General features: G+C 67.7%; 12 protein-coding genes and 1 pseudogene. 2 read left to right on the top strand and 11 right to left on the bottom strand.

All coding sequences use genetic code 11. The features are described 5' to 3' along the window. From cmk to U9977_RS02285, 7 genes are all read right to left on the bottom strand, one after another. On the bottom strand, positions 1–577 hold a 577-nt coding region (cmk, locus tag U9977_RS02255; RefSeq protein WP_322747467.1), incomplete at its 3' end, for a (d)CMP kinase. A 226-nt stretch (positions 578–803) separates the two neighbouring features. Continuing rightward, on the bottom strand, positions 804–1,922 hold the full coding sequence (locus U9977_RS02260; RefSeq protein ID WP_322747468.1) for a prephenate dehydrogenase: 1,119 nt from the start codon (positions 1,920–1,922) through the stop codon (positions 804–806). Beyond that, a complete protein-coding gene (locus U9977_RS02265) occupies positions 1,919–2,665 on the bottom strand; it encodes a pseudouridine synthase (RefSeq protein WP_322747469.1) in 747 nt (248 codons plus the stop codon). The genes U9977_RS02260 and U9977_RS02265 overlap by 4 nt, the downstream gene beginning before the upstream one ends. 28 nt (positions 2,666–2,693) lie before the next feature. Then, a complete protein-coding gene (gene scpB / locus U9977_RS02270; protein WP_416210447.1) occupies positions 2,694–3,356 on the bottom strand; it encodes an SMC-Scp complex subunit ScpB in 663 nt (220 codons plus the stop codon). Continuing rightward, on the bottom strand, positions 3,353–4,390 hold the full coding sequence (locus U9977_RS02275; RefSeq protein ID WP_322747471.1) for a ScpA family protein: 1,038 nt from the start codon (positions 4,388–4,390) through the stop codon (positions 3,353–3,355). The genes scpB and U9977_RS02275 overlap by 4 nt, the downstream gene beginning before the upstream one ends. A 94-nt stretch (positions 4,391–4,484) precedes the next feature. Next, positions 4,485–5,174, bottom strand: a complete 690-nt coding sequence (locus U9977_RS02280) for a Zn-dependent membrane protease (RefSeq protein WP_322747472.1) — start codon at positions 5,172–5,174, stop codon at positions 4,485–4,487. Positions 5,175–5,236: 62 nt separating this feature from the next. After that, complete coding sequence (locus U9977_RS02285) at positions 5,237–6,226, bottom strand: AAA family ATPase (protein WP_322747473.1); 990 nt, start codon at positions 6,224–6,226, stop codon at positions 5,237–5,239. 447 nt (positions 6,227–6,673) lie between these two features. On the opposite strand from U9977_RS02285, the gene U9977_RS02290 reads away from it, so the two are divergent. Both U9977_RS02290 and U9977_RS02295 read left to right on the top strand, forming a co-directional pair. Beyond that, positions 6,674–7,762 carry an S-(hydroxymethyl)mycothiol dehydrogenase gene (locus U9977_RS02290; protein ID WP_322747474.1) on the top strand — a complete coding sequence of 363 codons (1,089 nt, stop codon included), beginning with the start codon at positions 6,674–6,676 and terminating at the stop codon, positions 7,760–7,762. A 174-nt stretch (positions 7,763–7,936) separates the two neighbouring features. Beyond that, positions 7,937–8,587 (top strand): MBL fold metallo-hydrolase, encoded by a 651-nt coding sequence (locus U9977_RS02295; protein ID WP_322747508.1) that lies wholly within the window; start codon positions 7,937–7,939, stop codon positions 8,585–8,587. 179 nt (positions 8,588–8,766) lie between these two features. Here the strand turns inward: U9977_RS02295 and thrS are convergent, their stop codons facing one another. From thrS to U9977_RS02310, 4 genes and pseudogenes are all read right to left on the bottom strand, one after another. Continuing rightward, positions 8,767–10,752 carry a threonine--tRNA ligase gene (gene thrS, locus U9977_RS02300; protein ID WP_322747475.1) on the bottom strand — a complete coding sequence of 662 codons (1,986 nt, stop codon included), beginning with the start codon at positions 10,750–10,752 and terminating at the stop codon, positions 8,767–8,769. A 367-nt stretch (positions 10,753–11,119) separates the two neighbouring features. Beyond that, positions 11,120–11,467 (bottom strand): type II toxin-antitoxin system PemK/MazF family toxin, encoded by a 348-nt coding sequence (locus U9977_RS26800; protein WP_416210448.1) that lies wholly within the window; start codon positions 11,465–11,467, stop codon positions 11,120–11,122. Further along, positions 11,464–11,634 (bottom strand): hypothetical protein, encoded by a 171-nt coding sequence (locus tag U9977_RS02305; protein WP_322747476.1) that lies wholly within the window; start codon positions 11,632–11,634, stop codon positions 11,464–11,466. The genes U9977_RS26800 and U9977_RS02305 overlap by 4 nt, the downstream gene beginning before the upstream one ends. A gap of 74 nt (positions 11,635–11,708) precedes the next feature. After that, positions 11,709–12,285 (bottom strand): annotated as a pseudogene (locus U9977_RS02310) (WD40 repeat domain-containing protein); the annotation flags it as partial.

The following is a 12,285-nucleotide window of genomic DNA, read 5'->3' on the forward strand; positions in this document are numbered from 1 at the left end:
CCCGGACCTCGGTCGAAGCCGTCAGGAACACCTTGACCGGAGCCTGTGGAGCAACCACCGAACCGATGTCACGGCCTTCCACCACGATGCCGGTCGGGGACGCCGCTGCGATGATCTGCTGCTGGCGGGCGACGAGAAGCCGCCGGACCGCCGGTACCGCGGCGACCGCACTCACCGCGTTCGTCACCGCCCTGGTCCGAATCTTGTCCCCCACGGCTTCGCCGTTCACCGCGATCGTCGGATTATCCGGACTGGTGCCAACTGCCAGCACCACGCGTTCGGCCAGTTCCGCCACGGCATCGTGATCTTCAAGGTCGATCCGACTCTCCAACGCGACCTGTGTCACCGCCCGGTACATCGCGCCGGTGTCGAGATAACGCAGACCGAGTCGTCGGGCTATCTCCCTGGCAACGGTGCTCTTGCCGGAGCCTCCCGGTCCGTCGACGGCTACGACCAATCCCTCGGACGTCAATACCTGACCGTGCCCGGCGGAGCGGCCTTCGCCGCCCGTGGACACCTCCTGATCGTCGGTGGCCGTTGCGCCCACCGACTCTCGGGAACCGCGGTCCTGCTCCACCGCTTCCTCCGTCCAGACGCGACAATTACCTATGAACCCGTGCATACACCGAACCCGTGTACAGCTGGAATCCGCGTACACACGGTAACCAGTTTGCACCGGAAAACCATGAGCAGCCGATACGGTGAAACCGACCCGACCCAACCCGGGTGGTCACCCGGATCAACGCCGATGTGGTCAACCCGGATCAGGCTACTCGGGGCCGCCCACCCACGACGGGTGGCGTTCACGACCTGCGATAGGCGGTCCAGCCGGCGGTGGCGAGCCGGTCGAGCAAGGTGCCGACGATGTCGGGTGAAACAGCGATCTCCACAATGCCGGCCGGGGCGTCCAGGTTGTGCTCAAAGGCAGCGACATCCTCGATGTTGATCTCCCAGGCGCCGATCGTGGCGAACAGCTCGCCCAACTGGCCGGGTCTGTCCGCAAGCACCACGCCCACCCAGGCCCAGGCCCAGGGCTGCGTCGCCGCACCTGCCTTGAGCGGCAGCAGCGCCCGACCGGCGTTGCCACCTGCCACGAGTCCGCGAACAGCCTCGACCACCTCCTGTTCGCCGGCCCGGTCGAGCAGGTCCGCCAGCCTGGACAGCTCCTCGCCGAGCAACCGGGCCCGCCGGGCGACCGGCCCACGGTTACCCTCCAGAATCGACGACCACAGGCCGGGGTCGCTGTCGGCCAGGCGGGTGGCGTCCCGGAACCCCTGGCCCACCAGGGCCAACTCGCCCGGACCGAGATCGGGGGTGGCGGCAGCCAACAGGCTCGCGACCACCTGCGGCAGATGGGACAGGACGGCCATCGCCGTGTCATGGCGATCAGGCGTCGTACGCACCGGTATGGCGCCACACGTCCGCGCGATCGCCACCGTGGCCGCCAACGCGGCCGGTGAGGTGTGCGGCACCGGACAGACGACCCAGGCTCGTTCGGCGAACAGGTCGGCGCGGGCCGAGGCGGCACCGCCGCGCTCACGCCCGGCGATCGGGTGTGCTGGACACCACATCGACAGATCGCACCCGGCCTGCACCGCCTCGACGATCGGCCGAGCCTTCACACTCGCGACATCGCTCACCGTCTCGGCGAGCCCCGCCCGCTGCACCCGCCGTAGTTCACCGGCGACAGCGTGCGGAGGCACGGCGATGACCGCATGCTCCACGGGCTCGCCATGCCATGGCTGGCCGGCACCCATGGCCTCGGCGACCTTGACCTGCTCGGAATCAACGTCGGCCAGCAGGACCTCGATCCCATGGACGCTCAGTGCCAACCCGATGCTGGTGCCGATCAGGCCGGACCCCACCACGCCGACCCGACCCGGCGGTGGCCCAGGTGGTGGCAATCCGGATGTGCCAGTCACAGCGCGACGTCACGGTAGAGCGCGCCGACTTCAGCCGACGAAAGGTGCCGGGTGCGGCCCACCCGCAGTGAACCGAGATGGACCGGGCCGATTCGGGTCCGCACGAGCCGGCCGACCGGGTGGCCCACTGCGTCCATCAGCCGGCGCACCACGTGTTTACGGCCCTCGTGCAACGTGATCTCAATCATGACCCGTGCGCCGGACGAACTCACGATCCGCACGGAGTCCACGGTCACCATCCCGTCGGTGAGGGTGACCCCCGCCCGCAACCGCCGCGGCACGTCCCGACTGACCGGTCCGCTCACCTCGACCAGGTAGGTCTTGGCGACACCGAACGACGGATGCGCCAGCCGATGTGCCAGGTCCCCGTCGTTGGTGACCAGCAGCAGGCCCTCGCTGTCGGCGTCGAGCCGGCCGACGTGGAACAGGCCGGGGCCGTGGTCCGCCACGAGGTCCCCGACGGTCGGCCGCCCCCGGTCATCCGCCATCGCCGAGAGCACCCCGACCGGCTTGTTCAACGCGAGGTGCACCAGGCCGGCCTTGGTGACGACCCGTTGACCGTCGACCTCGATGACCGCGGTCTGCGGATCAACCCGCAGACCCTGGGCCTCGACGACCCGGCCGTCCACCCGCACGCGACCCGCGGCGATCAGCTCCTCGCTGTGCCGCCTGGACCCGAGCCCCGCCGCCGCAAGCACCTTCTGCAGCCGGATGCCTTCGGCATTCGCGTCACCGGTTGTCATGAACCCAGAATGTCATGAGGCCAGAATGTCACGGGCCGACAATGTCATCCACATCGGCGATGTCAGGCAGCAGCGGGGCGAGCGGCGGCAGTTCGTCAAGATTGCGCAGACCCATCCGTTCCAGAAAGTAGTCAGTTGTCCGGTACAGCGTCGCGCCGGTCTCCGGATCGGTACCGGCCTCCTCGACGAGACGCCGGGTGGTCAGGGTACGGATCACGCCGTCGGCGGACACGCCCCGCACCGCGGAGATCCGCCCACGACTGACCGGCTGCTGGTAGGCGACAACCGCCAGCGTCTCCAGCGCCGCCTGGGACAGTTTCGGATTCTGCCCGGCGAGCACGAACCGCTCGACCCAGGGGGCGCACTCGTCGCTGGTGTAGAAACGCCAGCCACCACCGATGTCACGGAGGCTGAAGCCCCGGCACTGCGCGATGTAGTCGCGGGCCAGCCCGACGATGACACGCTCGACGTCCGCTGCGGGGACCTCGAGGCTCACAGCAATCTCCGTAACCGGAACCGGATTTTCCGCGACCATCAGGATCGCCTCGACGAGCGCGGGTAGCGCCGGGCGCGCCACCACCTCATCTCCGGGCGACCCATCCCCAGGTGACCGGTCACCGGGTGACCCGCCGGGCACCGGGGGTCCAACGGCTGAAGTCTCCTCGGCAGCCGGGTGGGCGTCCGCTGTCATTGTGGTCGTGGTCCTCGCTTTCTGCCCCGTCCGACGTTCATGTCAGCCGGATCCCCGTCAGCTGGATCCACGTCGGCCACCTTGACGTCGGCCACGTTCACGTCGGCCGCACCGTGCTCGGCCGTGTCGGCCGTGTCGGCCACCCAGCGGACGATCAGTTCCCCCAGGGGAACCTCCTGTTCAAACGCGATCCGCCCCTCTCTGAAGAGCTCGAGCAGGGCGAGGAAACGCGCGACCACCTCGATCGTCTGTCGACAGCCGGTACAGAGCATCCCGAAGGATGCGCTACCCACCTCTCGCAACTTCTCGATCACAGCGAGCATATGCTCGCGGATGTTGATCCGCGGCAGGTGGACGTGATCGGTGGCGACCTGCGGAGGCAGCGGAGGTTCCCGCAACCTGGCCGCGAGCCGGGCGAGCTCGGCCGGGCCGATACCGATCTGCACCTCTGGCAAAGCGCGCGCGTAACGCGGCTCCAGCGCAACAGCCCGGGGCAGGTACCGGGCCTCCAACGCCATCAGCCCGACGAACAGGGCCGAGGCCTCCTTGTATGCCTTGTACTGCAGCAGACGGGCGAACAGCAGGTCTCTGGCCTCGAGGAGGGCGAGGTTCTCAGCTTCGTCCTCGGAGATCGCCCCGGGTAGCAGCCGGGCCGCCTTGAGGTCGAGAAGGGTTGCTGCGATCACCAGGAACTCGGTGGCCTGCCCGAGGTCAAAGCCCGCGCCGAGGCGGCGGATGTGAGCCACGAACTCGTCGGTGACCTGAGAGAGCGCGACCTCGGTCACGTCCATCTTGTGTTTGGCGATCAACGAGAGCAGCAGATCGAACGGGCCGCTGAAGTTCGCGAGCTCGACAACAAAGGCGCTGCCGGCACTGCCCCGGCCGGTGGGGGCGCTGGGGCCGGTACCGGCAGTAGAGACAGTGCCGGCAGTAGAGCCGGCAGTAGAGACAGTGGACTCAGCCGGCGACGCGGGCTGCGCGGCCCCGACCGCCGCGTTCACCCGCCGGTTGGGAGACAGCCCTGTCCGCGCCATGTCCCGACGCTACCGCGACCGCGGCCAGCCACCCCGAACCAGCCACCACAGCGGGCCGGGGCCGGGGCCGGGCAACGCGCGGCGCGTCCACCCGTCAACGAATGTGGAGGTTGATGATGTCCGCCAGACCGCCGAGCAACGGGAGCACCAGCTGGTCCACGACCGAGGGAAACCCGAGAAACAGCTTCGGCAGCAGAATGGCCACCAGCAGGATGACGATGCCGACGTTGTTCTCGCGGAGCTGGTACTCGGCCTTGCGCCAGCTCGGTGACTGCGGGCCCAGTCCGAACAGCACCCGCCCGCCGTCGGCGGGCGGGATGGGGATGAGGCTCACAATGAACAGTGACGCGAAGGTGACGGCCAGCCACAGTACCAGTTTCGCCGAGAAGCCACCCGCCCCGGCGAGTTCCACGATTCGGGTGCCCTCAACGATGATGAGCGGTTGGGAGACGAACTTGAAACCGATGATCGCAACAAAGGCGAGCACCAGGTAGGCCAGCGGTCCGGCCAGCACCGCGACCGCGACGTGGAACCGTCGCTTGCGCCATACGTCGTTCATCGGTATCGGCTCGGTCCAGCCGACGCCCGCAATGATCATGGCCACCGCGCTGAACGGGCTGACCCGGTCTTTCAGCGACGCTGTGAGCCGCCCGGATCGCAGCGGGCCGCGGTCCTGGAGCAGCCTCGCGACGAGGACCTGTGCCGTGTCATGAGCGTAGATCCCGATGAGGAGCGCGAGAACGATCCCCAAAAGCGCCGCGGGTTCGGCCAGGTGGAACAGCACGCCTCTACAGGTCCCTTATCCGATTCCCGAACAAGCTTCGGCCACGTGGTGTCAGGGTATCGCTAACGCTGGATCACCGGCGGTGCGCCGTGCCTGGCCATCAGTTCGCGGGCCAGCCGCCGGTATCCGTCCGCCCCCACCGAGGTGGGCGCGTAGGTCGTGATCGGCTCACCGGCGACCGTGGTTTCCGGAAAGCGAACCGTACGGCTGATCACGGTGTGAAAAACCTCGTCGGGAAAGCGCTCGACGACCCTCGCCAGCACCTCCCGGGCATGCAGGGTTCGGGCGTCGTACATGGTGGCGAGGATGCCGGCGAGCTCAAGGCGTGGGTTGAGCCGGTCCCGCACCTTGTCGATGGTGTCCAGCAGCAGCGCGACACCGCGTAGGGCGAAGTACTCGCACTCCAACGGCACGATCACCGCATCCGCCGCGGTCAGGGCGTTGACGGTCAGCAGACCCAGGGACGGCTGGCAGTCGATGAGAATCACATCGTATTCGGAGCGGATCGACGCCAGGGCACGCGCGAGCGTGTGCTCACGACCGACCTCGGTGACCAGCAGCATCTCGGCAGCCGACAGGTCGATGTTGCTCGGAAGCAGATCCAGACCGTCGACCTGGGTGGGGACTATCACCTCGCCGATCTCGCCTTCGCCACCCACGAGGAGATCGTGCACAGTGCGCTCCAGCACCATCGGGTTGATTCCGAGCCCGACCGAGAGCGCACCCTGCGGGTCGAAGTCGACCAACAGGGTCCGGCGGCCGTACTCGGCGAGCGCCGCGCCCAGATTGATCGTGCTGGTCGTCTTGCCGACGCCGCCCTTCTGGTTACACATGGCGACCACCCAGCCGGCCCCGTGCGTTGCCAACGGAGGGGGCACGGGAAAGGCCGGCAATGGACGTCCCGTGGGGCCCATCTCGCCGGCCCCACCCGAGCTGTGTACGACGTTGGCACCGTCGAGTCGCCCATCAGCAGACAGCGCTGGATCCCCAACGGTCACCCGCCCGTAAGGGGAGCGAACCTGGGTCGGCATCGGCGAGGCGTCGGCGGTCATGTCAAGGGACCTGCTCCTTCTGGTCAACCTGAGGACGCGCGATCATCGATCCTCTGGCGCGCCCGCAGACCACCGGGGACGCTTGCGGATCCGTGCGCGGAGAGCAGAAGCGGACCGTCAGGAGCGTACCGATACTGGAGGTCACGTACGAAGCCGGGTAGGTCACGTCGGCGCGGCGAACACCCGAAGTCGCGGCCGAAGTCGCGGCCGAGGTGCCGGCCCGGGTCCGGCCCGGTCCGGCCCGGAACCTCTCCACAGCCCTGCTACCCAGGACGCCCGACGTACCAGGACGCCCGGGGCAGACGATGCGAAGACGAGAGGCTACGATCACACAGCTTTTGGCCAGCCCGAGCGCCGGCCGATTCGGTTGGTGGCAAACCTGCCGGAGCGCCGCGCACAGCGAACGACTGAAAGCGCCTGACGGTCGACGACGACGGGAGCACGGCAATGGGTTCGGTGACGGTTCCTGGTGTGGTGTCCCTGGCCAAGGGCGCCCCCGTCGTACTGACCGAAATCGTCGTTCCCGACCCCGGGCCGGGCGAGGCGCGGGTCCGCGTCCAGGCATGCGGCGTCTGTCACACCGACCTGCACTACCGCGAGGGTGCCATCAACGACGGCTACCCCTTCCTGCTCGGCCATGAGGCCGCGGGAGTCGTCGAAGCGGTCGGCGACGGGGTCACCTCGGTCGCGGCCGGCGACTACGTCGTGATTGCCTGGCGGGCACCCTGCGGCACCTGCCGTTCCTGCCTGCGGGGCCGCCCGTGGTACTGCTTCGACTCCCGCAACGCCACCCAAGCCATGACGCTGGTGGACGGGACGCCCCTGTCACCGGCGCTGGGCATCGGCGCCTTCGCCGGGGCGACCCTGGTGGCCGCCGGCCAGTGTGTGAAGATCAACCCGGCGGCACGCCCGGCGGCCGCCGGGCTGATCGGCTGCGGTGTGATGGCCGGGTTCGGCGCCGCGGTCAACACCGGCGAGGTCACCCGGGGGGAAACCGTCGCGGTCTTCGGCTGCGGAGGCGTCGGGGACGCGGCGATCGCCGGCGCGGCCATCGCCGGCGCGCGGCAGATCATCGCGGTGGACGTCGACGCCCGCAAGCTGGAGTGGGCGCGCGGATTCGGCGCCACCCACACCGTCGACGCCCGCAGCCTCGACCCGGTGGAAGCGATCCGAGCACTGACTGACGGTAACGGTGCCGACGTGGTCATCGAGGCGGTCGGCCGGCCGGACACCTACCGGCAGGCGTTCTTCTCCCGGGATCTCGCCGGGCGGCTCGTACTCGTCGGTGTCCCCGACCCGGCGATGACCCTCGAGCTACCTATGATCGAGGTGTTCAGTCGCGGTGGCTCGCTGAAGTCGTCCTGGTACGGCGACTGCCTGCCCAGCCGGGACTTCCCCATCCTGATCGATCTCCACCTGGCCGGTCGACTCGACCTCGACCGGTTCGTGACCGAAACCATAGGCCTCGGCGACATCGAGGCTGCCTTCGCCCGCATGCAGCGCGGCGAGGTACTGCGCAGTGTCGTTACGCTCTGATCGACATATACGATCAGTACCAGAATGAGCCGATCCGACCCTGTGATCGGCTGGACGGTCAACCCGGTCAACCCGGTCAACCCGGTCAACCCGGTCAACACGGTCAACCCGGTCAACGCGACGGACAGTCAGCTACCCAGTGGTCAGCTGCTCAGCTACGGGGACGGAGAGCGCGTGGCGAGAAACGGCGGGATACGAGTCGATCGGATCATCACCCGTGGCGAGTTCCTGATCGACGGCCAGAGCTTCACGGTTGACAACAACATCTGGCTGGTCGGGGATGATACCGAGGTGCTGGTCATCGACGCCGCGCACGACCCTTCGGTGATCCTCGCCGCGATCGACGGACGGCATGTGTCCGTGATCGTCGCGACACACGGGCACAACGACCACATCAACGCGGCGGTTGAGCTGGCTGCCCGGGTACGGGCCCCGATCGCCCTGTGTCCGGCGGATCTGATGCTGTGGCAGGCGGTCTATCCCGACCGCGCGCCCGACCTCGAGCTCGCCGACGGCCAGCGGCTCCCGATCGCGGGCGGCGGTTGGCTGCATGTCATGCACACCCCGGGGCACTCCCCCGGCGGGATATGCCTGTACGGGGTGATCGGCGGAGATCCGGTCCTGTTCAGCGGCGACACCCTGTTCCGTGGCGGCCCTGGGGCGACCGGCCGGTCGTTCTCCGACTTTCCGACCATCCTGGACTCGATCAGAAGTCGGCTGCTGATACTGCCGCCCGAGACAGTGGTACACACCGGCCACGGCGACGACACCACCATCGGTAACGAATCGCTCGACTTCGACCAGTGGATCCTGCGCGGTCGCTGACCCCGCACCCGCGCCGCGGAGCAGGTCGGTCCCGGTCTGCTACCCGGCCTGCTCTCAAGGATGTGAATCTGATGCTTCCATAGCAGCATCGAATTCACATCCTTCGGCACCCTTCGGGATCTTTCGGCACCGTGAGCCGACGCGTTCCGGGCTGATCCGCTTTTAGATCTGATCCGCTTTTAGATCTGGATCCGCTGCTCGACAGCCCGGACGATTTCCGCGATCGCCTCCCCTACCGGGATACCGTTCTTCTGCTCGCCGTTGCGGTAGCGGAAGGAGACCGCCTCCTTGGCCACGTCGTCGTCGCCCGCGAGAAGCATGAAGGGAACCTTCTGCTTCTGGGCGTTACGGATCTTCTTCTGCATCCGATCGTCGGAGCTGTCGACCTCCACCCGGATGTGGTGCCTGCGCAGCTCGGCCGCGATGACGTCCAGGTAGTCGACATGGGTATCGGTGATCGGGATGCAGACGACCTGCACCGGCGCCAGCCAGGGCGGGAACGCCCCGGCATAGTGCTCAAGCAGCACCGCGAAAAACCGCTCGATCGAGCCGAACAAGGCGCGGTGAATCATCACCGGACGCTTGCGGGTACCGTCCGGGGACTGGTATTCGAGATCGAAACGCTGGGGAAACTGGAAGTCGACCTGGATCGTCGACATCTGCCAGGTCCGACCGATGGCGTCCCGTACCTGCACCGATATCTTCGGGCCGTAGAAGGCTGCGCCACCGGGGTCCAGCACGAGGTCGAGCCCCTGCTTGGTGGCGGCCTGGCGCAGTGTCTCGGTCGCCTCGGCCCATTCGGCGTCGCCACCCACGAACTTGTCGGGGTCCTTGGTGGACAGTTCCAGGTAGAAGTCGGTCAGACCATAGTCACGCAAGAGGTCGAGGACGAAGGTGAGCAGGCTGTCCAGCTCGCCGGGCATCTGCTCGAGGGCGCAGTAGATGTGCGCGTCGTCCTGGGTGAAACCACGGGCCCGGGTCAGCCCGTGCACCACACCCGACTTCTCATACCGGTAGACCGTGCCGAACTCGAACAGCCGCAGCGGCAACTCACGGTAGGAACGTCCCCGGGACCGGTAGATGAGGTTGTGCATGGGGCAGTTCATGGGTTTCAGGTAGTACGTCTGCCCCTCGTCCAGCTCCATGGGCGGGTACATGCCGTCGGCGTACCAGTCCAGGTGGCCCGAAACCTCGAAGAGCTGCTTCTTTGTCACGTGCGGCGTGTTGACGAAGGAGTAGCCCGCCTCCTCGTGCCGCGCCCGGGAGTAATCCTCCATCACCCGCCGGATGACGCCGCCCTTGGGGTGGAAGACCGCGAGCCCCGAGCCGATCTCATCCGGGAAGGAGAACAGGTCGAGTTCTGTCCCGAGCTTGCGGTGGTCGCGCCGTTCGGCCTCCGCCAGCCGGTGCAGGTAATCCTTGAGCGCATCGCGTGACTCCCAGGCGGTTCCGTAGATCCGCTGAAGCTGGGGGTTACGTTCCGAGCCACGCCAGTAGGCCGCGGCCGAGCGCATGAGCGTGAACGCCGGGATGTTGCGGGTGGTGGGTACGTGCGGGCCCCGGCACAGGTCCTTCCAGCACAGTTCGCCGGTCCTGGCGTCGAGGTTGTCGTACATGGTCAGCTCGCCCGCGCCGACCTCGACAGCCACTCCCTGATCGTCGGCGTCGGCATCCGCCGCGCCCTTCAGGCCCACCAACTCGATCTTGTATGGCTCGCCGGCCAGCTCGGCGCGGGCATCGGTGTCGGACACCACCCGGCGGGAGAATCGCTGGCCCGCTTTGATGATCTCCTGCATCCGCTTCTCAAGGCGCTTGAGATCATCAGGATGGAAGGGTGCGGCAACGTCGAAGTCGTAGTAGAAACCGTCCCTGATCGGCGGGCCGATCCCCAGCTTCGCGTCGGGGAACAGGTCCTGCACGGCCTGCGCCAGCACATGTGCGCAGGAGTGACGCACGATCGCCCGGCCGTCGTCCGAGTCGACCGGTACCGGCGCAACCACGTCCCCGTCGACCAGGACATACGCCAGGTCCTTGAGCTCCCCGTTCACCCGGGCAGCGACGATCTTCGGATCGTCGCCCAGGACCTGCGTGGCCGTGGTGCCCGCCGCCACGACACGCTCGGCCCGCTGCGGGGCACGGTCGAGGACGATCGCGAGATCTGACACCACACGCTCCTGACATCGGCACGAGAAGAAGACGCTCTGATGCTACCGACGCGGTCACACCCAGCGCCTCCGGGTTTTTCCGCCGCGGCCGGCGCTCTGGCCGGATGCGCCGGGTCAGCGCGGTGCGCCGGTGCGCCGGTACGCCGGTACGCCGGTACGCCGGTACGCCGGTACGCCGGTACGCCGGTACGCCGGTACGCCGGTACGCCGGTACGCCGGTACGCCGGTACGCCGGTACGCCGGTGCGCCTACTGATGGCTGACGCCGAGGCGCTTCGCGATCGCCACACTGCGAGCCCCACGGCAGGCGTGGTGCAAAACAGTCACGCAATCGGTTCTACGCGGGCACGGAACCAGACCAACTTTGATCAGATCGGATGAACGTCCCCCAGCCACCTGGTGATCTGCCGGGCTATGGCGCTCGTGGTTTGTTCGTCGGCGGTAGCGAGGAGCCGGCCGAACCGTTGCGTCGACACAGCCCGTACCGCCTCACACATCGCCCAGCTGGCCCGATTGAGACCGCCGTCGTCAACGACGCGTACGTGATGCGGTAACCCTCGCTCCCGGGTGGTCAGCGGAACAATGACGCCCTGCCTGATCGACAAAGCATTGAACCGGTCAGCGGAAATGACCACACAGGGCCGGGAACCGGCCTGCTCGTCAGCGACCGTGGGATCGAGCGTAACCAGCCAGATCTGACCACATCGAACCCTCACATATTAAACTCCGGCCATTCATCAGAAGTATTACCGGGGTCGGCGGACACCTCGTCCCACTCCGACAGTTCTGTAAGGTAGTCGGCCCAACCCGCCGGATCATCCCGCCGGAAACGCTCGTAGGCGGCCTCGATGTCAGCCCACTCCTGCTGCGCCTGGACATTCAATGGAAAGGCTTTGCAGCAGGGCAGCCATAGTGACACCCGCGTCGATTCCGGGGACGGGGACGGGCGGGGGCCGTTCAGCCGATGTTCCAGAGCCGCACCGTGCCGTCGTCGCCGGCGCTGGCCAGGGTGCGCCCGTCCGGCAAAAACGCCACCGACCGCACCCAGTCAGTATGGCCGGTCAGCGGCGAGCCCAACGGGCGGGGGTTGGTCCGGTCGGAGACGTCCCACAGCCGCGCCGTGCCGTCGTCGCCGGCGCTGGCCAGAATGCGACCGTCCGGCGAGAACGCCACCGACCGCACCCTGGCGGTGTGGCCGGTCAGAGGCGAGCCCAGGGACCTGGGGGTGGTAAACCGGTCGACGTCCCACAGCCGCACCGTCTTGTCATCGTTGGCGCTGGCCAGGGTGCGGCCGTCCGGCGAAAACGCCACCGAGTTCACCTCGCCGGTGTTACCGCCCGTCAGTGGACCGCCCAGCGGACTGGGCGCGACCGGATCGGAGACGCTCCACAACCGCACGGTCTTGTCCCAGCTGGCACTCGCCAGGATATGGCCGTCCGGCGAAAACGCCACCGACTCGACCTCGCTGGTATGACCGGTCAGCGGCGAGCCCAGCGGGCGGGGCGCGGCCGGGTCGGAGAGGTCCCACAGCCGC

This window comes from Protofrankia sp. Cas8, assembly GCF_963555845.1.
Lineage (GTDB): Bacteria > Actinomycetota > Actinomycetes > Frankiales > Frankiaceae > Protofrankia.